The sequence below is a fragment of the Morganella morganii H1r genome (assembly GCF_000633515.1).
In the GTDB taxonomy this organism is placed as follows: Bacteria; Pseudomonadota; Gammaproteobacteria; order Enterobacterales; family Enterobacteriaceae; genus Morganella; species Morganella morganii_B.
Map to the genome: position 1 here is coordinate 1 of NZ_AYMP01000015.1, position 21,383 is coordinate 21,383.

The window sequence follows — 21,383 nt, forward strand, 5'->3', positions numbered from 1 at the left end:
GGTTTTCTGTGTACAAAAAATCCCGCAGCGAAACGGTGCGGGATATGATTAATTTATGACGGATTATGCGAGGTAATACGGCTCTCCGCTTTCGGCCTTTGTATAAACAAAGCCCGGTAACGGCTGAAAACAAACAGTGAGATAACCACACCCGCCACCGCAAATACCGCCCCGGCATAGCCTATCTGTTCCATTCCCATATGAATAATCACCTGATTACCGAGCAGCGCCCCGCCGCCGATACCGATATTAAAAATGCCGGAATAAACAGACATCGCCAGATCGGTGGCATCCGGTGATAAATCAATCACTTTGACCTGTAACCCCAGCGCGGTGCACATCATACCGATCCCCCAGACAACCCCGAGGATAATCAGCGCAGTATCGGTCACGCGGCTGGTCAGCAGCAGCATCAGACATACCGTCAGTAACGTTATCGCCGCAGGCAAAAACAGCAACGGCAGCCGCGTATTGTAACGGCTGAAAATCACACTGCCGATAATCCCCGCTGCCCCGAAAATCAGCAGAAACAGCGTGGCGAAATCCTGTGATTTCCCGGCAACGGTCTGCACAAACGGCTCAATATAGTTATAAGCCGTGAAATGCCCGGTGACCACAATCGCGGTCAGCACAAAAATCCCCACTAATGCAGGCCGCCTGAACAGAACCGGAATACTTTTCAGTGAACCGGAATGCTCACTCGGCAGCAGCGGAAGAAAACGTGCCATCGCCGCCATGGTGATCAACGCCAGGCCGCCGATACAGAAAAACGTCATCCGCCAGCCGACCCACTGCCCGATAACACGGCCTATCGGCAGCCCCAGCACGGTTGCCAGCGCCGTCCCGGTCGCCAGCAGCCCCAGTGCCTGGGATTTTTTACCGGGCGGTGCCACCCTGACCGCCAGAGACGCGGTGATCGACCAGAACACCGCATGCGCCAGCGCCACACCGATCCGGCTGATCACCAGCACATCAAAACGTTGTGCCAGCCCGGACACGATGTGACTTATCACAAACACGGTAAACAGCCAGAGCAGCAATTTGCGCCGCTCAATACGCGCCGTCAGCAGCATCAGCGGCAAAGACGTCAATGCCACCACCCAGGCATAAATGGTGATTATCAGTCCGGTCTCTGCGGGCTGCATTGCAAAGCCCGCCGAGATATCACTCAGCAGCGCAACCGGAATAAATTCAGTGGTATTAAATACAAATGCCGCCACCGCAAGTACCATCACCCGCAGCCAGGCCTGATTTCGTGACAGGGCTTCAGTCATTATGGTCCCCCGTAAAGAAAAGCTGTATCGATACAGCTTTTGAGCAGAAAAGTGTGACCATGGTAACACATGGGATTATCACGGGAAGTACGGGAACCGGGTTACCGCATTATAATGCACGTTTTGACTGTGCCGGGATGGCATCAAAAATCGCTTTCAACTGTGCTTTTTTCAGTGTCGGCCCGACAATACGGACACGGCGGCTGTTTGCCGGATGATAGCTCAGAATATAAGAATCCGAGGAGAAAGAGACCATTAACGCTTTCAGCCCCTTCACTTCCTGCAGGGAAAAATGACCGCCGTCAAACGGCATAGATACCACTTTACCGACCGCAATTTTGGACGTCAGTTTATCACCGTACACTTTAATTACCGGGAACTGCGCGATATAGACATACACCGTCAGACCCAGCGCGGCAGCCACGCCCGGCATCCGTGTCTGGAATAAGTACGCCAGTGCGATATAAAGCGCAATAACCACAAAGAATGTAATGATACAGGTGATAATTCTGCGTTTCTGATCAACCTGATATACCGTTTCTGCTGAACTCATAACCCATCCTGTTGCTGAATTTCCGCTGCCGGAAAATAAAAAATATCAAGGCCGGACAGAATAACGAAAATACCGGCGATTGACAGTAACATTCCGTGAAAAAATCATTCCTGCGTACTCTGCGGAAATCCCGGAAACCGGGAGTTTACAACTCTGCTTTTATTTGACACCATTGCCGCAGTTCATTTCCCCTGAGGATGTCTGCCGACATGATTTAATTGCCTGAATCCCATTGCTGTATCATCCGCATTTTTACGAATGCGCTGTTTTGATATCGGGCAGGCAGCTATCCTCATCATCGTTTTCTTTTTTATCCGGTAAATCCGCCTGCCCCTGTTTATTCAGGAGCTTTTGTATGTCCGTACAATGCCATTTTTCTCACTTATCAGTGACATTTAACGATATTCCGCTGTTTGACAACATCAGCGGCACATTAACCCGTCAGGTTCAGGGGCTGACCGGTCATAACGGGCGCGGTAAATCCGTGCTGATGTCGCTGCTCGCGCAGCAGCGGCAGCCGGCAACCGGTACGGTCAGCTGGCAGGTGCCGTTTTATTACGTACCACAGCTGACCCGCCTTTCCGGTATCACACTGGCGGATGCACTCGGAACCGCAGAAATTCAGGCCGCACTGCGCCGCACAGAGGATGGCACCGCCACCGCAGAGGATTATGATTTTCTGGCGGATAAATGGGATATGCCGCGACAGCAGCAATCCCTGCTGGAAAGTGCACACCTGGCGCATCTCCCGGCGGACACCCTCTGCACAAACCTGAGCGGCGGTGAACAAACCCGGCTGGCACTCTGCCGCGCCTTTTTGCAGCCGCGCGCCTTCCTGTTACTGGACGAACCCAGAAACCATCTGGATGCCGCCGGACGCTGCTGGCTGAATGAGCAACTGCGGAATCACCCGGCCGGGGCATTGGTGATCAGCCACGAGCGCCGTTTGCTCGACACCATGCAGCGGATTTTTGAGCTCACGCCGTCCGTACTGGAAGAGTACGGCGGCAATTACACCCATTATGCGGAACAGAAAGCCTTTCAGTTCAGCGCATTACTGAGTGAAGAGAAGCAGTTACAATCGCAGCTGAACAGAGAAAAAACGGCGTTGCAGCGCGCACTGGAAAAGAAAGCGCAGCGCCGCCGTCAGGGTGAGAAAGTCCGTTCATCCGGCTCCTCCTCTGCCCTGCTGCTGGACATGAAAAAGAATAAAGCGGAGAAACAACAATCAAAAATAACCGGCCGTCATGAGCGGGTTATGACTCAGCTGGACAGTCAGCGCCGGGAAGTGAATGAGAAAATACAGCATATCACCCCGCAAATGCTGGCTTTTAATTATACCGGAGAGCAAAAACGGGTGCGGATTAACGCCCGTGATCTGATTTTACCGTCCGGCACACAAGAGCCGCTGTCACTGACCATTTCCGGTGGTGAGCACTGGCATATTGCCGGGCGCAACGGCTGCGGAAAATCCACATTACTGAAAGTGCTGGCAGGTTTGCTTACTGCAAAATCCGGGGATTACTCCCTGCACGGCCGCTTACGCTATCTGGATCAACACCTGACGCTGCTGAATAAAGCCCTGCCGGTCACAGAAGCACTGTGTGAATTTGACCCGGCCATTCCGGCACAAACCTGGCGCACTCATCTCGGTGCATTGCGGATCAGAGGTGATAAGGGATTAATTCCGCTGTCACAATTAAGCGGTGGTGAGCAACTGAAAGTCACGCTGCTGGCATTAACATTATCCGAACCTCTGCCGGATATTTTACTGCTGGATGAACCGGATAATCATCTGGATCTCGATTCCCGGCTATTACTGGAAAATGTGCTGCGCAGTTATAAAGGCGTGTTATTGCTGGTCAGCCATGATGAGGCATTTACTGAACATTGTGCCATGACCCATACACTGACCTTAGCCTGAAATAAAAATACGGCGGGATTACCGCCGTATTTTTATTGTTATAATTTGCAGATATTCACAATGACATAACGTGCCGCATTAATATTATGCTTTGCCGCATCTGACGCAGCCGCATTATTGAACAGTGCGATAAAACGCTCCGCCTCCGTTCTGCTGATATCGGTATTAATGGCCACCTGACTGCGGAATAATACCGAGCCGGTTAACCCCAGACCTTCATAACACACAATATATTTATCCATATCCTTCTGAATTCCCTGTAATGATAATTTTTCCTATCATAGTGTGTATTACCGGCCGGGGTTATCAGTATTTCCTTAAACTGCCGGACACCGCTGTTATTTTAATGCCCGCCCTTCTTTTGCACCCAACGGAGTATGTAGCTGTGACGGCACAAATACACCGGTGCTGTCATTACGTCCCTGCAATAATACTTTGGCGTCCTTCTGACCGTGCTCTTTAACCGCCTGTTTTGATAACTGCCCGATAAGGGTATCCGGTGAACGCAGACGGTTAATAATCAGCACCACCTCCGTATCCGGGAAGTCGGACATCATATTCTGGTCGCCTTCACTGTCACCGGCGACTAATAACGGCCCTTTACCGGCATATTTATCCTGAATAAATTTGCGGATAGTCTCTGTTTTCCCTTTACCCTGCGTCTGCGGATAAACCGGGTCCAGATCGGATGTCAGTTTATTATCTTTGGTGCGCAGTAAATGCATGGCAAATACCTGTGATTCCGGTACGGAATATGGCGGTTGCGTGACAATCGATTTAATCACTTCCAGGTTCGACGCGGAAATTACATAGACATCAATACCCGATTTTTGCAGCACCTGATACAGATCCTGCATTTCCGGTACCAGACGGAAGCCATTATGCCAGTCAATTTCAACAATACCCGCCTGTCCCGGTAACGACTCAGGGCTTTCCCATACCACACCTTCAACCGGCTCTGATTTCTGCCATTCAATCGTTTTCGCGGTAATATCCGCAACCTGCTCCGGTGTCATATTCATAAATAAGTAGGTCACCCACGGATAGGAAACAGCATGGTCAAAGGTGCCGCCGATTGCCGCATATAAATAGCGCATTTTGGTGATGAAATTCTGATAATGCGGCGACTTTTTGATTTCAGACAGCGGCTTATCCCCCTTCAGTCCATCATAATTATCATACAGCCACTGGTAGCTTTCCAGAATATCGGCACCGACCTTTTCAATATTGACCGGTTTACCATTTTTATTGTTGAACTCAGCAGAAAAATTCCCGGCCGGAATATCTTTGTAAATAACGGATTTCAGTTCCTGCGGTGTCATGGCAAATAACAGGTGCTCAAGCTGATAAATCATGACCGCTTCTTCAATATCCAGAAATGCCGTCGTGTTATCAAAGTCAAACACCGCATAATAGGTATGTGCCGGTGACTGTTTTGCTTTGGCAATCATGGTATCCAGGCGCTGTTTATTAAAACTGTCCCACTGACCCTGCTGTAACACCGTTATTTCTGTCACGGCCTGCGATGCTGCGGCGACATTCAGGGAAACAGTCTCAGCCTGAGCAGTCATATTCAGTGACAACATACCCACAGCCAGTGCAATAGCACTGTAACGATTAATAAATTTCATTGATAATCCCCTTTGAAATAAAAAAACTGATAAAAGGGATACCACAGGCTATTTTTTTGCTGTATCAAAAATCAGCAACGGATGGCATTAAGCGAAACTGATCACACTCTTTTACCGGGCGTGTCAGGAAATATGCTGATGACACCGGGTTACCATACCCGGATGAATAAGGAAGGAACGGTGCTGAATCATAGTGATAATATTCAGCACCACCGTACCGGTTTATTTCAGTGTATACATGGTCAGTACTGTATAAGTGACATCTTTTTCATCATTTATCTGTACCAGATTGGCATTACTGACCACCCCCACCACAACCTCGGTATCTTCTGATTCATATTTGCGCTTAAACTGCCCGATTTTTCCTTTGGCGACTTTTGCCAGAAACGGCGTTTTGCGATCATATTCTTCATTTATCCCGGCCGGTTTGCCGTAGATTTTCTCCATTTCCGCATTCACTTTATCGTATTCATTCAGTAATGCGGCCTGATCATGGCTCCAGACACCGAAGCGGGATATTGCATTTAATTTTTGCCCTTCCGGTGAAAAGACCATCATAAAGAATTGCTTTTCAACATCCGGTGATGCCAGTGAACTGCATAATTGTCCGCCGTCACGGGTTTTTGTACAGTCAAAATCGTCCAGATTCAGCGCTTTTAATTCTGCGGGCGTCTGCCCCCATGTAAAGCCCCAGGGTGCTTCCGGTGTTTTACTTCCTGTGCCTGCACAGCCGGATAATAATGCGGCCATAATCCCTGACAGAATAAATTTTCTCATTGCCCCGCCCGTATACATTGAGTTACTTATTACTGATCATACCAAAGACCGGCAAGTGACCAGAAGCCTTACTGTCGCTTTATTCATCAAAATCAGATTTGATGAAGCTGTTACTGCGTAATTATACGCTTTATTCCGCAGATATCCGGTATATCTGCCCGGCCCCGCACGATTTAATCAGCCAGACGGATATCAAGCACCCGCAGCAGATTCAGGGCTTCGTATGCGGAAAATGTGGCTTTGGCGGTTTTGTTTTCACGGATATCGATATAAAAAGAGTGAGAGCCGGTAAAATCCGCGCCTTCCAGATTGGTGTGCATAAACAGGGTATCGGTTAAATCGCAGTCCTGTATGACGGATTTATTCAGCTCCGTCTGTCTGAAATCCGCATTATGGATCCGGCAGGATTCAAAGTGAGATTCATGCAATCTGAGGTCAAAAAAGTTATTACTGTCTAAAATACACTCTTTAAACACCAGCTGAGAATAAAAATCAAACTTCGGCCAGTATGCTTTTGTCCAGTCAATACCAATCATTTTCGTGCCGGTAAATTCAGTACCGGAAAACCGGGTTTCCGGTACCGCCAGTAAACTCATATTGCATTGATCAAACACACAGTCCGTAAAACGGCACTGCTGCGCAACCGCTGAGCTGAAATCACAACGGATAAATGTGCAGTCCTCAAATACCGCATCACGGATTGTCCGGTCACTGAAATCCGCTTTTTCAAACCGTGTGCCGCTATATTCCTGTTTATCTGCTATATCCGCCATGAATTACCTCCGTCAGGTTTTGGCTCTCCAGAGAAAGTACGTGTTTGCCGGATATTTTCATAGCCCTTATCCGTTTTGATAGCAGATTCTTTCTTCTGCACCCGCCGCGCACTTACCAAATCCCTTTTGTTCTCAGCTGTTCCCTGTAAATCTCCTGATTTTCACGGATAGTATTTACCGTGCTGTTTTTATAAGGGTCTTCCTTATTCCTTTCATATTTTTCCGGTTGTGAACCTGATGAACCACATCCGGACAAAAGCAATAATATAAACAGGCTCAATATTTTTCTGGTCATTCTGTTATCCCTTTTGATGAAAGCACTACGTGGAAAAACGCATTTTACGCACTAATACGTAATCTGTATTGGTATAATTTTATTATTCTGTGCAACATTCAGATTATTCTACCTTTTAAAAAAGGGCAAATACTGTAAACCTTCATAGCAGTATAAATCATATGATTTTTGTAAATGAGGTAAGTATGTCTGTCAGTAATAAGACTGTTTATTCTGTATGCACCAGATTAACATTGATGGTTATGAAGCTGACCGGCCTTGAGCGGGTTATTACTGTCGGTCAGTATTTTGAACGGGCCGCAGATAAATCACTCCTTCAGCGACTGATAGAGGATAATAAAGATCTCAGCGCACCTTTTTCTTCTTTGGATAAATCAAACAAAGAGTGTAAAGCTGAGCTGATTGACTATCTGAATAATGAAATCCGCGAATACGCTGCATCAGAAATAAAAGAAAATTATGCTGCGCTGAAAAATGGTAATCTGCTGATCGTAAAAACATTCAATAACATCATGCAAAAAAACGCTTAAATCTTAGTCATTATCATGACTGCCATCAGCTTATGTTGTCAGTCATGATATATATTCAGGCAGTATTCACCGGTGCCTGAAATGAGTAACAGAAGGTAATAACGAATAATATATCAGGTTATTATTGTTATTATCCTTGAATGTTGCATCATTGTTACAGTTGTTTTATTTTTGATATAAACAAGCGTTTGATTTCTCCTGTTTATAACGAACTATCATTTTTGATAAATAATCACCCGGTACGTATTGAATACGGTTCTGAACAACAAATAAAGAATATCATCATCAACACAATGAAATAAAAGATATTTTTCCATTAATCACGTACCTGAAAAGTAAACAAAAACAAAATATTACGTAACAGATACTAAAGATATTGAGACTTTTGCCGTTATCCTTTCAATCATGCCGCGTATACCTTATTTTCACAATCACACATCATTTTCTGATGAAAACCGTAGTCTGAACATACACACAACAACGCCATTTATCTTGCTTATCGCAGCGTAATTAACTGCCATTTATGCCGTGAGTGGCAAAAAAGTTGATATATTCAATTATAATAGCTATAAAAAGAATATCATCATACCGGCCGCCTCACAGAAAAACCCACTGAATGCGTATTGATACAACAGAGAAGTGTTATTTATTCTCTCGTTAATCAGATGTTTTATTTTTATTTAAAAATCAATTGGATACGAAATTACTCATTTCAGCATTTCCTTTTCTTATGCCCGTTGCAATATCTGTATATTTTCAGTTTTAAATTTTACTTTCTATTTTTTGTCCCTTTTTACTGTGGATTTTATTTATTGACAACCAATATAAGGCTTGCATATTATGCACAATATACTGTTTTTGCCTTACAGACACTTTCTATTATGGTATTCAGAATATACATTTAGTTTAATGACGTCCTGATGGTATCTTTATGCAGCCCGATAATTGCCACGTACTTAGTTGTCAACACCAGGTCTTTAAAAAGGAACTTCACGCTGTTATAGGCCAGGAAATTAAAATATTACGAAAATCAAAAGGTATCACCGGCTATGAATTAGGTACAATAATACAGCTATCACAGCAGCAAATATCCCGTTATGAAAATGGTGACAGTGCTATTCCGCTGGATACGCTGATATTAATATTACGCATTTTTAATATATCCCCGGAAAAGTTTATACACAGAGTATTATTTATTTTAAACAGAGACCCGGATTCAAAAAAATTATTATCCCATATGTCAAATCACTTTAATTCTTATACCGATGGCAGTTATCTCGGAACATTTGAACAATATAAACATAATTAATAAATTTATCATTACACACAGCATTTTATTTAAGGGCATAGCGTATGAATGAGAGAGAAATCAGTCTCTTTATTGGCCGGCAAATTATGAGAAAACGGAAATCATCCGGCCTTTCCGGCAAAGCACTGGCCGAATTGTTAGGATTAAGTCAGCAGCAGATATCCCGTTATGAGCAGGGTGTTACTAATATAAGAGCCAGCACACTGTTACAGCTCTCTTTTTTATTTAATGTCGATGTCAAAAGCTTCTTTATTGATTGTATCGAAAAAAATAATCGGCTGAATACACTGAATTATAAAGAAAAAAAGAGTCAGGAAACTGACTGTGACATGATCACGATTGATATGAAGAACAGAGGCAGAGGTAAAACCCGCAGCAAAAAATAACACATTTCGTCAGTACCAACAGCCCGTCCCCATCATCCCGGATCATGCCGTTCCGGGCTGCCATCCTTTTTAATCGATACGTATCCGAATCCCCCGTCCTTCTGCTATCATTGCGTCCTTATTTCAGATTTCCGTTGCCGTGCGGCCGGCCTGATTCAGGCACCAGCCAAACCCGTAAAGAACAGTAAGACATGAATACACCGAAAGAACAGTACAACATCAATAAGTTGCAAAAGCGCCTGCGCAGCCATACCGGCAAAGCGATCGCAGATTTTAATATGATTGAGGACGGCGACCGCATTATGGTTTGCCTGTCCGGCGGCAAAGACAGTTACACCCTGCTTTCTGTTCTGCAGAGCCTGCAGCAGAGCGCACCAATCCGTTTTTCCCTGGTGGCTGTGAATCTCGATCAGAAACAGCCGGGTTTCCCTGAGCATATTTTGCCGGAATATCTGGAAAAGCTGGGTGTTGAATACAAAATCGTCGAAGAAAATACCTACGGAATTGTGAAAGAGAAAATTCCGGAAGGGAAAACCACCTGCTCCCTGTGTTCCCGTCTGCGCCGGGGGATTTTGTACCGTACCGCGACTGAACTGGGTGCAACAAAAATCGCCCTCGGACATCACCGTGACGATATTCTGCAAACCCTGTTCCTGAATATGTTTTACGGCGGAAAACTCAAAGGCATGCCGCCGAAGCTGATGAGTGATGACGGTAAACATGTGGTCATCCGCCCGCTGGCCTATTGCCGCGAGAAAGACATTGAGCGTTTCGCCGAAGCCAAAGGGTTCCCGATCATTCCGTGTAACCTGTGCGGCTCTCAGCCGAATCTCCAGCGGCAGGTAATAAAAGATCTGCTGCGTGACTGGGATAAACGCTACCCGGGCCGGATTGAAACCATGTTCCGCGCTACCCAGAATGTCGTGCCATCGCATTTATGTGACACTGAATTATTCGATTTCAAATCTATCCATCACGGCAGTGAAGTCGTCGATGGCGGTGATCTTGCATTTGACCGCGAAACTCTGCCGGTTCAGCCGGTATGGGATGATGAGGATGATGACCGCGAAAGCCCGGATTTCACAGAATTGCGTCTGGATGTGACGGAAGTGAAATAATCACGCTGTTATAGTGCCGTGCCACGGAGGGCGCGGCCTGAATGCCGGTGGTCTGTTTCAGGCAAAAAAAAACCGATGTATAAAATACACCGGCATGATAATGGTCAATATTCTGTATAAGAACTCAATATGAGAAAAACTACAATTATGGAGCACAACGTTCATCGCTCAACGTTGTATTCACCTGCGGGAGTAATAGTGCCCTAACCGGGCGAGGCATTTCTTGATATATCTCAAGTCCGCTACGTAAAATCATATAAAAATGCACGTTTTTACAACCAGTTACTCTTACGTAACCACCAGGCAACAAATCCGATAACACCCGCCAGCCCCACACAGAACAAACTGAAGGCAAACGGAAAATCCCCTCCCGGAATCCCGCCGAGATTGACCCCGAACAATCCGGTCAGAAAGGTTGTCGGCAGAAAGACCATTGCCAGCAGCGACATCGTGTAAGTACGCCGGTTCATGGCATCCGCCATCATATTAGTGATTTCATCCGAGATAACCGATGTCCGTGCGATACAGGAGTCAATATCGTCAATAATCCGCCCCAGACGGTCACTGATATCGGTCAGCTGGTGTCTGTCCTGCTCTGAGAGCCAGGTGTAACGCTCAGAGGCCAGCCGGGAAAACACGTCCCGCTGCGGTGCCATGTAGCGGCGCAGTACAATCAGTTGTTTGCGCAGCAACGCCAGCTCCCCGCGTGCCGGAATATGCTGATCGAGTATCGCATCTTCCATATCAATCAGGGTATCGTGCAGATCTTCAATAAAATCCGCCACTTCATCGGTGATACAGAATGCGGCTTCTGCCAGCCATTCTCCGGTATTTTTCACCCCTTCCCCGTTCTGTAAGTCATCCTGAATGGTCTGAATAGAATGTACTTTACGGTGGCGGGTGGAAATAATATAACTGCCGCAGATCCAGATGCGGAAAGCCACCAGCTGATCCGGCCGGTCGCCGTCATTATTATTAATGGTTTGCAGGGTTATTAATGCACCTTCGCCGATACGGACAGCCCGCGGGCGGATCACCTCTTTCGTCAGTCCGTCACGCGCCTGCGGCGGCAATAGTTCCGTTTCACATAACCAGTGCTGATTACCGCCGGAAAGGTAGTCCAGATGCAGCCATACCGGCTGTTTTATTCCGGCAACCGCGTTGACATCCACCGGCGTACAGCCGCCCTCTCCGTCAAACTGCACCCGGCAGATGGGATCTGTTCCCTGAAAAGCAGATCCGTACAAAGCGCTCATGCGTCTCTCCCCATTGTCCGTGAAAACAGCAGCTGAGTGTGTTCAGCCGGTGCCTGCCGCCGTCCGCAGCAGGTGCCGGAAGCAGGCTTAGTGTTTAATAATATAGAGATTATGGCTGTATGCCACATCTTCCGGATTATTGACCGGATATCCCTTCAGCCACGGTTTAATCAGACGGCCGTTGGTATACTGATAGATTGGTGCTATCGGCATGTCTTCCGCCAGCAGTTTTTCGGCATCGTTATAGTCGGTATTACGGGCGTTATCATCTGTTTCCAGCGCGGCGGTTTTCAGCAGAGCATCATATTTTTCATTGTGATACTGTGCGATATTGCCGCTGTGTGTGCTGGTCAGCAAAGACAGGAAGGTTGATGGTTCGTTGTAATCCCCGACCCAGGAAGCACGGATCACATCAAAATTACCGGTATTGCGGCTGTCGATATAGGTTTTCCATTCCTGATTGACCAGTTTCACTTCCGCACCCAGTTTTTTCTTCCACATCGACCCGATGGCAATGGCAATTTTCTGATGGTTTTCCGAACTGTTATACAGCAGGGATAATTTCAGCGGATTGTGCGGACCGTAACCGGCAGCGGCCAGCAGGGTTTTTGCCTGGCTGTCGAGCTCATCCTGTGTAAATTTCTGGTACAGGCCCGGCTCCGGTGTAAACCCGGCAGTAACATCCGGCGTGAAATGCCAGGCCGGTTTTTCGCCTGTACCCAGTACTTTCTCTGCGATCACCGCACGGTCAATGGTCATGGACAACGCCTGCCGCACGCGCGGGTCGTTTGTCGGCGCGCGCTGTGTATTGAAGGCGTAATAATAGGTACCGAGCTGATCCGGGATATAAATCTGATCCGGAATTACCTGTTTCAGTTTCTGATACTGGTTTTTCGGGAACGATTCCGTGATATCAAGATCATTGGACAGATAGCGTTTAGTGGCCTGAGATTCATGGTTAATCGGTACAAAGGTGACCGATGTCAGCACCGTGTGTTTGTGATCCCAGTAATGCTTATTGGGTGTCAGGACAATTTTTTCATTCACCACCCGGTCATGCAGGACAAATGCCCCGTTGCCGACCAGATGCCCGGTACGAATCCAGCTGTCGCCGTATTTTTCCACCGTGGCGCGATGTACCGGGAAAAGGCTGAAGTTTGCCGCCAGATTCGGGAAGTACGGCACAGGACGGTCTAACGTGACCCGCAGTGTCCGGTTGTCAGCGGCTTCAACACCGAGGGTTTCCGGCAGCATTTTGCCGTCGATAATCGCCTGCGCATTTTTAATCCCGGCCAGCGGTGCAAACCAGGCAAAGGTAGAGAGGTTTTCCGGGTTCACCAGGCGCTGCCAGCTGTAGACAAAGTCCTGTGCGGTCACCGGTGAGCCGTCTGACCAGCGGGCATCGTCACGCAGGCGGAATGTCCACACCTGATTGTTGCGGGTCTCCCAGGAAAGTGCGACACCGGGCACCGGTTTGCCGTCCGCCCCCTGGCTGGTCAGCCCTTCAAATAAATCACGCAGGATCTGGGCTTCGGTCAGTCCGACCGCTTTAATCGGATCCAGAGACGCGGGTTCATCCTTCAGATGCCGGTAAACAGATTGTTCTTTTGCCAGCTGTGTTCCGGCCGGAATGTCCGCCGCTGTTGCACAAAATAGTGAAGAAAAAGTGAAAAACGTCCCGGCAAGAAGTGCGGAACGGGAAAATTTTGCTGGCCTGAACATAACACGCGCCTTGTATTAAAAATGGTAAACCGATAGATTATCTGATGATTACCGAAACACAACAACCGGATATTACATTTTAATTAACGATATCCGGTGAGAATACACCTGCAAGGTATTTTTGATACCGACAATAATGAGCCCGTTCAGAGGATGATAAAAATGACACAAACAGTAAAACTTCAGGGTAATGATGTTCTGGTTTACGGCGCACTTCCGCGTACCGGTGAGAAAGCCGTGCCATTTAAATTAGTCGCTAATGATTTGTCAGATGTTCAGCTCACCAAATTCGCCGGGAAGCGTAAGATTCTGAATATTTTCCCGAGTGTGGATACCGGTGTCTGCGCCACCTCCGTACGCAAATTCAATGAAACTGCCGCAAAACTGTCCGATACCGTGGTGTTATGTATTTCTGCGGATCTGCCGTTTGCACAGTCCCGTTTCTGCGGTGCGGAAGGTATTGAGAATGTGGTGATGCTCTCCACCCTGCGTGATCCGGAATTCCGTGAGAATTACGGTGTCGGTATCGGCAGCGGCCCGCTGGCCGGTCTGTGCGCCCGTGCGGTGATCGTACTGGATGAGAACGACACGGTGATTTACAGCCAGCTGGTCGGTGAAATCACCGAAGAGCCGGATTATGACAGCGCGCTGAATGCACTGAAATAAGTTACCCGTATCTGTAAAAAACCCCGCTGCCGGTGACGGTAGCGGGGTTTATTTTTACAGAAGGAAGGAACTACGCCTCCTCACCCTCATCGTCTTTTGCCGCACCGCGCCGCTGGCTCAGCCCGTACTCACGCAGTTTATTGGCGATCGCGGTATGTGAGACATTCAGGCGTTTCGCCAGCTTACGGGTGCTCGGATAATGGCGGTAAAGCCGTGTCAGCACAGAGCACTCAAACCGTTTGGTGATATCATCCAGCGAGCCGCTGAGGATGTCCTCACTGAAGCCGATTTCCGCTTCCAGCTCCGGCAGAACGATGTCCTGCGGACGCAGCAGCGAACCTTCCAGTGAAGAAAGTGCCTGATAAATCACATTGCGCAGCTGACGGACGTTGCCCGGCCAGTGATAAGCACAAAGGAACTGTCCCAGCTCAGGTGCCAGACGCGGCTCCTCACAACCCTGCTCCTCAGAGAAACGCTTCACGAAATCCCGGGTCAGCGGCAGGATATCTTCCTGATGCTCACGCAGCGGCGGAATGGTCAGCGTCAGCACATTGAGGCGGTAATAGAGATCCTCACGGAATTTGCCTTCCTTAACCAGCTCCAGCAGATTTTTCTGGGTCGCACAGATAACCCGTACATCCACTTTCACCTCATGCTCTTCCCCGACACGGCGGAATGTGCCGTCATTCAGAAAACGCAGCAGTTTGATCTGCATCTGCGGGGACATTTCCGCGATTTCATCCAGCAGAACTGTGCCGCCGCTGGCCTGCTCAAAGAAACCTTTTTTCGGCTCGGTGCTGTTGGCATAAGCCCCGGCAGCGTAACCGAACAGCTCAGTTTCCACCACATCGTCCGGCATTGAGGCACAGTTCAGCCCGAGGAACGGCTGATTACCGCGCACACTGCAGAGATGACAGGCTTTGGCGAACACATCTTTCCCGGTGCCGGTTTCACCGACCAGTAACAGCGGGGAATCCATTTTTGCCATGCGCTGTGCCTGTTCGACCACATGGCGCATTTTGGCGCTTTTCGCCACCAAATCATCAAAACTGCCGGAATGCATCACCTGCATACGGCGCTTCTGCCCGTTGGTGCTCTCACTGACGGTGCGCAGCAGCACAACCGCACCGATAGTGGCGGAGGCATCATCTTTTTCGTCAAAGTTAATCGGCGTCACATTCAGGGTGTAAGAGCGGCCTTTGAGTGTGATGCTTTCCTTGTACGGCGCGGGTTCATCATCCTCAATCCAGCGGGAGAAGTTGAACTGGCTGAAATAGTAAGTGATGTTGCGCTGACGGATGCGCTCTTCGGTAGTGGCAAACAGGGAGAGTGCCGCGCTGTTGGCCAGTTCAATATTGCCGCGCAGGTCGAGGGATAAAATCGGGTCTTCCAGGGATTCGAGCAATGCCCACATGGCGCGCTGTTCGCGCTCAGACGGCATAAAGTGAACAGTTCTGACATCCACCACACCCTGAATCCGGCGGATCTCAGCCATCAGAGACTGGAACACAGAAAAATCGATCTGCATAAAATTGAGGTATATCCGGCCGTTACGGGCAATTTCGATGCCTTTGAGGTCGATATTTTGTAATACCAGCAGATCCAATAACTCCCGCGTCAGTCCGATTCGGTCCTGGCAAATTACTTCCAATCGCATCGTTACGATCCTATTTACACTTAAGTTATTATTTTCCCGTTAATTGAAACTGATTTTACGGTATAAAATGAAAACTGTCACGATTTGTTGACACAATAAATGCGTTCCTGCGGTGTTTCTCCACAGTTCCGTGTGAAAAGGCAATGAAAGTACAGATATGTCAGTCGGTTAACGAAGATTTATTCAGCGCGGACGGCAAACCGCGCCGGAGAGGTGATACAGCGACCCGCAGGGAGCATAGCGGGATTGTTATGAAAAAAATAGTGACCGGGCACGAATTTCTGTATAAAAAAGCCGGATGACATCACAAAATGCGCATCCGGCAGGGTTATCGGCTACAGGGCGGATTTTTCCGCACTCTTCCCTTTCGGGACTGCCCGTTTAAGCTGCTGTAACAGCTGTTTACGGAAATCCGTCAGTTTAGGTTTATCCGTTCCGGTCCAGGGCAACGGACGGCACAGTTCCATCGCTTTGATCCCCAGACGGGCGGTCAGCAGCCCGGCCCCCATTCCTTGTGCGGCACGGGCGGATAACCGTGCAGTGATATCCTGAGAAAGCCAGTCCATCCCCACTTCGCGGATAAGCTCGGAAGCACCCGCGAAAGCAATATTGAGCAGCACCAGTTTAAACAGACGCAGGCGGCTGTAATACCCCAGCTCAATACCGTAAATCGCCGCCACCTGATTAATCAGCCGGATATTACGCCAGGCTATAAAGGCCATATCCACCAGCGCCAGCGGGCTGACGGCTATCATCAGCGCAGATTCCGCCGCGAAACGGCTGATCACACGGCGCGCCTGTTCATCTGTTACCGGCTGAACGAGCTGACTGTACAGCGTCACCACTTCGCGGTCATTATGGCTGCTCTGTAACAGGCTCTGCCATTGCTGTAACGCGGGGTGGTGTGACGGGATATTGGCCTGTTTCGCCAGTTTTTCACAAAATGCACGCCCGTCGCCGATACGGTGACTTTGCAGTAATTCCTCTGCCGCTTCGCGCTCTGTGGCCCGCTGACGCAGCCGGTACATACGCCGCCATTCCGTGATAACGGATCCGGCAGCGGCAATCAGTACCAGAAAAGTGGCAGCAATGCCGCCGAGAGCTGTCCAGTCATTACCTGTCCAGGCATCATTCACCCACTGAATCAGTTGTGCAACAGCGCTGATCCCCAGCAAACCGCCCGCAACAAAGACCAGTTTACGCCACAGGCTGCGCCGGGGTTTCAGCGCCTGAATCAGCAGGGCTTCCGCTTCCCCGTCTGACGCCTGTTCTGCCGTGAATTCCGTGCGTTCAAACTGTACGCTGTCATCATCCGCAAACTGGTGCGCCGGTTTTATGATGTCCTGTACCGGCGGCGACAGCGGCGCTTCCTCAAAATCAATCCGGGATTTAATCGGCTCACTCATGACAGTTTATCTCCCAGTAAAAATTCCATCGCACTGTCCATCCGGATATGCGGCAGCGGCGTATCCATCCGCATCGGTAATGGCCGGAAGGATTCAAACTGAAATCCCTGCTGCTGCCAGAAGTCTGCATCCGGCAGCCGTTTCGGTACTTCGCCGGGATAAAAGGTCAGCGGGGTGTTATCTGCCAGCCGGGTGCCCTTCAGCGCGGGCATTTTTTCCCCGTTATGCATCACCATGCCGTATTCCGTGGCCTGTACTGACGCCAGCCCGGTGCAGTCCATTTTAATCCCTTCAAAAGCAGCCTGCTGCCAGGCTGACTGCGTCAGCTGCTGAAGCAGCGCCACAAGATTGGCGTGCTGGTCGGCAGTGACATGATCCGCTTTGCTGGCGGCAAACAGCAGTTTGTCGATACAGGGGGAAAACAGGCGGCGTAATAGTGTGCGTTTGCCGTAATGAAAGCTCTGCATCAGCTGAGTCAGTGCCAGACGCATATCCGTAAACGCCTGCGGCCCGCTGTTGAGCGGGGTCAGGCAATCCACCAGCACAATCTGGCGGTCGAAATGCTGAAAATAGTGTTTATAGAAACCGTTGACCACATGGTCACAATAATACTGATAGCGATCGCGCAGCATGCCGAGGACACTGCTTTTTGCCGCTTTCGCCAGCCGGGACGGATCCGGCATCAGGTCGGTAATAAACGGGAAAAACTGTAATCCGGGTGCACCGGCCATATCCCCCGGCAGTACAAAACGACCCGGCTGGATAAAGTGAAAACCTGCGGCTTTGCAGCGGTGCAGGTAATCGGTATAGGCCTGTGCAATAGCGGCCAGCTGCTGTTCATCCGCCGGGGCATCAGGATCAAGCTGACGGCACAGTGCCAGCCACGGCTCTGCCCATTCACCCCGTTCGCCTTTGAGCAGGGTTTTCATCTGCTGCGACCAGGTGAGGTAATCCTGTTCCAGCATCGGCAGATCCAGCAGCCACTCTCCCGGGTAATCGACGATTTCCAGGTAGAGCGTGGACGTTTCTTTAAAGTGACGCAGCAAACTGTCCTGAGTGCGGTAACGCAGTTTCAGCCGGATTTCGCTGACACCGCGCGTCGGCACCGGCCAGTCCGGTGGTGTGCCGTACAGCGAGGCCAGCCCTTCATCATAGGCAAAGCGCGGCACCCCCAGGTCCCGCTGCGGGATGCGTTTCACGCCGAGAATACGGCCGTCACGGGCAGCCGAAAACAGCGGCAGACGCGCACCGCTCTGTACATTCATCAGCTGATTAACAAACGAGGTAATAAACGCGGTCTTGCCGCTGCGGCTCAGTCCGGTAACGGCAAGACGAAGATGACGATCCAGCCCCCGGTTGACGAGGGCACTCAGCTCATTTTGCAGTCGTTTCATAATTCTCCGGTGTAAAACGGCCAATCACTTTTTTCATACCGGCACGGATAACAGGCTCCAGTACCAGTATTGCCGCCCCGCGCAGGGCAGGACGGGTAACCGATTTCAGAATCACCCCGGCAATACCGCCGGGCGCTGTTGCCAGTGCCGCGGTGGTTAACAGCTGCGCCCCGGTTTTTCCGGCACGCAGCAGGGTGTGTTTATCCGGCCATTTCATACAGTTCTCCGTCTGACAGATTACAGGTCACGGAAGCGGCGGTTGAGCGCATACTGTTCCGATGTTACATAGCGCTCAATGTCGCGGATCCGTTTTTCGGTGCGCGCCTGGCTGCGTTCTGTCTGCTCCAGCAGCATGGCGGCATTCACTCCGCCGTCGCGGCCGGGATAATCACGCGGCACCACCGGCAGAATCATTCCCATCAGGATATAGAGCGTGATGGTCAGCCAGAAAAAGCCGGTAAAGGTTGCCACCACCGCCATCACGCGGATCATCCAGGCCGGTACATTAAAATAGTTGGCAATACCGGCACATACGCCCCGGAACATACCTTCATCCGGATAGCGGTACAGTTTACGTGACTGAAATTCCATTATGATTGCCTCCAGCCCGGATTTTCCGCATCCAGAATCGCTTCCAGGGTTTTGATCCGCGCTTCCATCTGCTGAGCATTTTCCGCCAGCGCCGCAAGGCGCCGGGTTTCAAATTCACCGGCCCGGCTTCCCCGCTGACTGTTATAGTGCAGCCATAACCAGATCGGCAGCACGAACAACACGAAAATTGTCAGTGGTATACCTAAAAATACAAATGCCATATTTTTGTCCTTAATGGTATTAATTCAGGAAAGCCTGTTACCGACCTTATTCGCCCTTTTCTTCTTTTTCAAGACGTGCTTTGATGGCCGCGATTTGCGCGCTGATCTCATCTTCCGCTTTCAGCTCGGCAAACTGCTGTTCCAGTGATTTTTCTTTCCCCAGACCATAGCTTGCGGCTTCACCTTCCATATGGTCAATCCGCGCCTCAAACTGCTCGAAACGGGCCATTGCCTCATCCATCCGGCCACTGTCGAGCTGACGGCGCACCGCACGGGATGATTTTGCCGCTTCGTGTCGCACTACCATCGATTGCTGGCGGGCACGGGTTTCGGTCAGTTTCTGTTCCAGTTCGTTAATTTCATTTTTCAGCCGGGCGATAGTTTCGTCCAGAATAATCAGCTCATGACGCAGTGTATCGACATGACCTTCCACGCGCTGTTTTTCCAGCAGTGCGGCACGGGCCAGATCTTCTTTTCCTTTGACAATCGCCAGTTCCGCTTTTTCCTGCCAGTCACTCACCTGACGCTCACCGCTTTCAATCTGACGTGACAGATTTTTGCGTTCCGCCAGGGTGCGGGCAGAAGTGGAACGGATTTCCACCAGCATATCTTCCATTTCCTGAATCATCAGGCGGATCATTTTCTGCGGATCTTCCGCTTTATCCAGCAGTGATGCAACGTTGGCGTTAATGATATCGGCAAAACGTGAAAAAATTCCCATGATTGATGTCCTTTTATCAGCAATTATGTCTTATGACACGTTGACTATTACAAGATACGTGCCAACACCGTGATTTTTTTTACCTGATTGTTTTTTCTCAGGTTTATTTATTTCCCTTTTGTCATGACTTTTTGTAAAGTGGTGATATTCACCATTTAATGGTCAAATTACTCATGAAAGATAACACTGAAACCCTGATTGGTATCGATAATACCTTTCTTGATGCGCTGGAAAAAGTGTCGCGGCTGGCAAAAATTGCCCGTCCGGTACTGATTTGCGGCGAACGGGGCACCGGTAAAGAATTATTTGCTCACCGCCTTCATTATCTCTCTCCCCGCTGGGATGAACCCTTTATTGCACTGAATTGTGCGGCACTTAACGATAATTTGCTCGATTCCGAACTGTTCGGACATGAATCCGGGGCTTTTACAGGCGCTCAGCGCCGCCATCAGGGGCGTTTTGAGCGGGCGGACGGCGGTACCCTGTTTCTTGATGAACTCGGTACCGCGCCGCTGACCGTACAGGAAAAGCTGCTTCGGGTGATTGAATACGGGGAATTTGAGCGTGTCGGCGGGCAGCAGACCCTGAAAGCGGATGTACGGATTGTCTGTGCCACCAATGCGGATTTACCGGCGCTGGCGGCAGAAGGAAAATTCCGCGCCGATTTACTCGACCGGCTGGCCTTTGATGTCGTCAATATCCCGCCGCTGCGCAATCGTCCGCGCGACCTGACCGAACTGGCCGGTCATTTTGCCGTGCAGATGTGCCAGGAGATGGGCACGCCGTTTTTTGCCGGTTTCTCCCCGCATGCCCTGCAGCAGATGCAGAGTTATCACTGGCCGGGCAACATCCGTGAGCTGAAAAATGTGATTGAGCGCTCCCTGTACCGTCAGGGGGATACCACCGAACTGCTGGCAGAACTGGTGATCAACCCGTTTGTCACCGCGCCGGTTCCGGCAGCGGACACGGCAGCACAGGCACTGCCGCCGCTGCCGTTCTCCCTGAAGCAGTGGCAGCACACACAGGAGAAGGACGCGCTGGATGCCGCACTGCAGCACGCGCAGTTTAATCAGCGGGAAGCAGCACAATTGCTGAATCTGACCTATCATCAGTTTCGCGGGTTACTGAAAAAACATGCCGCTAACCCGCAACCGGATTAAATACTTCCGTTTTTGGTTA

23 protein-coding genes are annotated in these 21,383 nt (G+C 49.5%); 7 read left to right on the forward strand and 16 right to left on the reverse strand.

From position 1 onward, the window contains the following. Positions 1-53 precede the first annotated feature (53 nt). Positions 54-1,274 (reverse strand): sugar transporter, encoded by a 1,221-nt coding sequence (locus U868_RS0108670; RefSeq protein WP_025152950.1) that lies wholly within the window; start codon positions 1,272-1,274, stop codon positions 54-56. 109 nt (positions 1,275-1,383) lie between these two features. Beyond that, complete coding sequence (locus U868_RS0108675) at positions 1,384-1,827, reverse strand: hypothetical protein (protein ID WP_025152951.1); 444 nt, start codon at positions 1,825-1,827, stop codon at positions 1,384-1,386. A 355-nt stretch (positions 1,828-2,182) separates the two neighbouring features. Between U868_RS0108675 and U868_RS0108685 the strand changes: the two genes are divergently transcribed. Then, the gene (locus U868_RS0108685) at positions 2,183-3,751 is read left to right on the forward strand and encodes an ATP-binding cassette domain-containing protein (RefSeq protein ID WP_025152952.1); all 1,569 of its coding nucleotides are present in this window, start codon (positions 2,183-2,185) and stop codon (positions 3,749-3,751) included. Between the two features lie 38 nt (positions 3,752-3,789). Here U868_RS0108685 and U868_RS0108690 read toward each other — a convergent pair whose 3' ends face one another. From U868_RS0108690 to U868_RS25470, 5 genes are all read right to left on the reverse strand, one after another. Continuing rightward, positions 3,790-3,993, reverse strand: coding sequence for a hypothetical protein (locus U868_RS0108690; protein ID WP_025152953.1), 204 nt, complete (start codon positions 3,991-3,993; stop codon positions 3,790-3,792). Between the two features lie 96 nt (positions 3,994-4,089). Next, entirely contained in the window at positions 4,090-5,382 is a 1,293-nt protein-coding gene (locus tag U868_RS0108695) for a phosphoserine phosphatase (protein WP_025152954.1), read from the reverse strand. A gap of 222 nt (positions 5,383-5,604) precedes the next feature. Then, positions 5,605-6,159, reverse strand: a complete 555-nt coding sequence (locus U868_RS0108705; RefSeq protein ID WP_025152955.1) for a hypothetical protein — start codon at positions 6,157-6,159, stop codon at positions 5,605-5,607. A 173-nt stretch (positions 6,160-6,332) separates the two neighbouring features. Then, entirely contained in the window at positions 6,333-6,932 is a 600-nt protein-coding gene (locus U868_RS0108710; protein WP_025152956.1) for a pentapeptide repeat-containing protein, read from the reverse strand. A 112-nt stretch (positions 6,933-7,044) separates the two neighbouring features. Further along, positions 7,045-7,227 (reverse strand): hypothetical protein, encoded by a 183-nt coding sequence (locus U868_RS25470; protein WP_045138519.1) that lies wholly within the window; start codon positions 7,225-7,227, stop codon positions 7,045-7,047. A gap of 185 nt (positions 7,228-7,412) precedes the next feature. Here U868_RS25470 and U868_RS0108715 point away from each other — a divergent pair, with 185 nt between their 5' ends. From U868_RS0108715 to ttcA, 4 genes are all read left to right on the forward strand, one after another. Further along, positions 7,413-7,757, forward strand: a complete 345-nt coding sequence (locus U868_RS0108715) for a hypothetical protein (RefSeq protein WP_025152957.1) — start codon at positions 7,413-7,415, stop codon at positions 7,755-7,757. A 931-nt stretch (positions 7,758-8,688) separates the two neighbouring features. Next, positions 8,689-9,066 carry a helix-turn-helix domain-containing protein gene (locus tag U868_RS23540; RefSeq protein WP_025152958.1) on the forward strand — a complete coding sequence of 126 codons (378 nt, stop codon included), beginning with the start codon at positions 8,689-8,691 and terminating at the stop codon, positions 9,064-9,066. Positions 9,067-9,152: 86 nt separating this feature from the next. Next, positions 9,153-9,452, forward strand: a complete 300-nt coding sequence (locus U868_RS0108730) for a helix-turn-helix domain-containing protein (RefSeq protein WP_240182700.1) — start codon at positions 9,153-9,155, stop codon at positions 9,450-9,452. A gap of 191 nt (positions 9,453-9,643) precedes the next feature. Continuing rightward, positions 9,644-10,570 carry a tRNA 2-thiocytidine(32) synthetase TtcA gene (gene ttcA / locus U868_RS0108735; RefSeq protein ID WP_025152960.1) on the forward strand — a complete coding sequence of 309 codons (927 nt, stop codon included), beginning with the start codon at positions 9,644-9,646 and terminating at the stop codon, positions 10,568-10,570. A 272-nt stretch (positions 10,571-10,842) separates the two neighbouring features. Here ttcA and zntB read toward each other — a convergent pair whose 3' ends face one another. Together zntB and U868_RS0108745 are read right to left on the reverse strand one after the other, a co-directional pair. Further along, a complete protein-coding gene (gene zntB, locus U868_RS0108740; protein ID WP_025152961.1) occupies positions 10,843-11,826 on the reverse strand; it encodes a zinc transporter ZntB in 984 nt (327 codons plus the stop codon). Between the two features lie 87 nt (positions 11,827-11,913). After that, positions 11,914-13,548, reverse strand: a complete 1,635-nt coding sequence (locus U868_RS0108745; RefSeq protein WP_025152962.1) for a peptide ABC transporter substrate-binding protein — start codon at positions 13,546-13,548, stop codon at positions 11,914-11,916. Positions 13,549-13,710: 162 nt separating this feature from the next. Between U868_RS0108745 and tpx the strand changes: the two genes are divergently transcribed. Then, positions 13,711-14,214 (forward strand): thiol peroxidase, encoded by a 504-nt coding sequence (gene tpx / locus U868_RS0108750; RefSeq protein WP_025152963.1) that lies wholly within the window; start codon positions 13,711-13,713, stop codon positions 14,212-14,214. Positions 14,215-14,284: 70 nt separating this feature from the next. Here tpx and tyrR read toward each other — a convergent pair whose 3' ends face one another. From tyrR to pspA, 7 genes are all read right to left on the reverse strand, one after another. After that, positions 14,285-15,871 carry a transcriptional regulator TyrR gene (gene tyrR / locus U868_RS0108755; protein WP_025152964.1) on the reverse strand — a complete coding sequence of 529 codons (1,587 nt, stop codon included), beginning with the start codon at positions 15,869-15,871 and terminating at the stop codon, positions 14,285-14,287. A gap of 335 nt (positions 15,872-16,206) precedes the next feature. Continuing rightward, positions 16,207-17,277: a YcjF family protein gene (locus U868_RS0108765; protein WP_025152965.1), complete on the reverse strand. Its 1,071-nt coding sequence runs from the start codon at positions 17,275-17,277 to the stop codon at positions 16,207-16,209. After that, positions 17,274-18,671, reverse strand: a complete 1,398-nt coding sequence (locus U868_RS0108770) for a YcjX family protein (protein ID WP_025152966.1) — start codon at positions 18,669-18,671, stop codon at positions 17,274-17,276. The genes U868_RS0108765 and U868_RS0108770 overlap by 4 nt, the downstream gene beginning before the upstream one ends. Beyond that, positions 18,652-18,888, reverse strand: coding sequence for a hypothetical protein (locus U868_RS0108775; protein ID WP_025152967.1), 237 nt, complete (start codon positions 18,886-18,888; stop codon positions 18,652-18,654). Before U868_RS0108775 ends, U868_RS0108770 begins: the two co-directional genes overlap by 20 nt. 20 nt (positions 18,889-18,908) lie before the next feature. Further along, on the reverse strand, positions 18,909-19,262 hold the full coding sequence (gene pspC, locus U868_RS0108780) for an envelope stress response membrane protein PspC (protein ID WP_025152968.1): 354 nt from the start codon (positions 19,260-19,262) through the stop codon (positions 18,909-18,911). Further along, on the reverse strand, positions 19,262-19,483 hold the full coding sequence (gene pspB, locus U868_RS0108785; RefSeq protein WP_024473219.1) for an envelope stress response membrane protein PspB: 222 nt from the start codon (positions 19,481-19,483) through the stop codon (positions 19,262-19,264). Before pspB ends, pspC begins: the two co-directional genes overlap by 1 nt. Positions 19,484-19,529: 46 nt before the next feature. Next, entirely contained in the window at positions 19,530-20,204 is a 675-nt protein-coding gene (gene pspA, locus U868_RS0108790) for a phage shock protein PspA (RefSeq protein WP_004235502.1), read from the reverse strand. 173 nt (positions 20,205-20,377) lie between these two features. Here pspA and pspF point away from each other — a divergent pair, with 173 nt between their 5' ends. Next, complete coding sequence (gene pspF / locus U868_RS0108795; protein ID WP_025152969.1) at positions 20,378-21,364, forward strand: phage shock protein operon transcriptional activator; 987 nt, start codon at positions 20,378-20,380, stop codon at positions 21,362-21,364. The last annotated feature ends 19 nt before the right edge of the window (positions 21,365-21,383 follow it).

Excerpts from the sequence above, each read along its gene's own strand:
- U868_RS0108670 (WP_025152950.1), bottom strand. The coding sequence starts at position 1,274 with ATGACTGAAGCCCTGTCACGAAATCAGGCCTGGCTGCGGGTGATGGTA.
- U868_RS0108675 (WP_025152951.1), bottom strand. The coding sequence starts at position 1,827 with ATGAGTTCAGCAGAAACGGTATATCAGGTTGATCAGAAACGCAGAATT.
- U868_RS0108685 (WP_025152952.1), top strand. The coding sequence starts at position 2,183 with ATGTCCGTACAATGCCATTTTTCTCACTTATCAGTGACATTTAACGAT.
- U868_RS0108690 (WP_025152953.1), bottom strand. The coding sequence starts at position 3,993 with ATGGATAAATATATTGTGTGTTATGAAGGTCTGGGGTTAACCGGCTCG.
- U868_RS0108695 (WP_025152954.1), bottom strand. The coding sequence starts at position 5,382 with ATGAAATTTATTAATCGTTACAGTGCTATTGCACTGGCTGTGGGTATG.
- U868_RS0108705 (WP_025152955.1), bottom strand. The coding sequence starts at position 6,159 with ATGAGAAAATTTATTCTGTCAGGGATTATGGCCGCATTATTATCCGGC.
- U868_RS0108710 (WP_025152956.1), bottom strand. The coding sequence starts at position 6,932 with ATGGCGGATATAGCAGATAAACAGGAATATAGCGGCACACGGTTTGAA.
- U868_RS25470 (WP_045138519.1), bottom strand. The coding sequence starts at position 7,227 with ATGACCAGAAAAATATTGAGCCTGTTTATATTATTGCTTTTGTCCGGA.
- U868_RS0108715 (WP_025152957.1), top strand. The coding sequence starts at position 7,413 with ATGTCTGTCAGTAATAAGACTGTTTATTCTGTATGCACCAGATTAACA.
- U868_RS23540 (WP_025152958.1), top strand. The coding sequence starts at position 8,689 with ATGCAGCCCGATAATTGCCACGTACTTAGTTGTCAACACCAGGTCTTT.
- U868_RS0108730 (WP_240182700.1), top strand. The coding sequence starts at position 9,153 with ATGAGAAAACGGAAATCATCCGGCCTTTCCGGCAAAGCACTGGCCGAA.
- ttcA (WP_025152960.1), top strand. The coding sequence starts at position 9,644 with ATGAATACACCGAAAGAACAGTACAACATCAATAAGTTGCAAAAGCGC.
- zntB (WP_025152961.1), bottom strand. The coding sequence starts at position 11,826 with ATGAGCGCTTTGTACGGATCTGCTTTTCAGGGAACAGATCCCATCTGC.
- U868_RS0108745 (WP_025152962.1), bottom strand. The coding sequence starts at position 13,548 with ATGTTCAGGCCAGCAAAATTTTCCCGTTCCGCACTTCTTGCCGGGACG.
- tpx (WP_025152963.1), top strand. The coding sequence starts at position 13,711 with ATGACACAAACAGTAAAACTTCAGGGTAATGATGTTCTGGTTTACGGC.
- tyrR (WP_025152964.1), bottom strand. The coding sequence starts at position 15,871 with ATGCGATTGGAAGTAATTTGCCAGGACCGAATCGGACTGACGCGGGAG.
- U868_RS0108765 (WP_025152965.1), bottom strand. The coding sequence starts at position 17,277 with ATGAGTGAGCCGATTAAATCCCGGATTGATTTTGAGGAAGCGCCGCTG.
- U868_RS0108770 (WP_025152966.1), bottom strand. The coding sequence starts at position 18,671 with ATGAAACGACTGCAAAATGAGCTGAGTGCCCTCGTCAACCGGGGGCTG.
- U868_RS0108775 (WP_025152967.1), bottom strand. The coding sequence starts at position 18,888 with ATGAAATGGCCGGATAAACACACCCTGCTGCGTGCCGGAAAAACCGGG.
- pspC (WP_025152968.1), bottom strand. The coding sequence starts at position 19,262 with ATGGAATTTCAGTCACGTAAACTGTACCGCTATCCGGATGAAGGTATG.
- pspB (WP_024473219.1), bottom strand. The coding sequence starts at position 19,483 with ATGGCATTTGTATTTTTAGGTATACCACTGACAATTTTCGTGTTGTTC.
- pspA (WP_004235502.1), bottom strand. The coding sequence starts at position 20,204 with ATGGGAATTTTTTCACGTTTTGCCGATATCATTAACGCCAACGTTGCA.
- pspF (WP_025152969.1), top strand. The coding sequence starts at position 20,378 with ATGAAAGATAACACTGAAACCCTGATTGGTATCGATAATACCTTTCTT.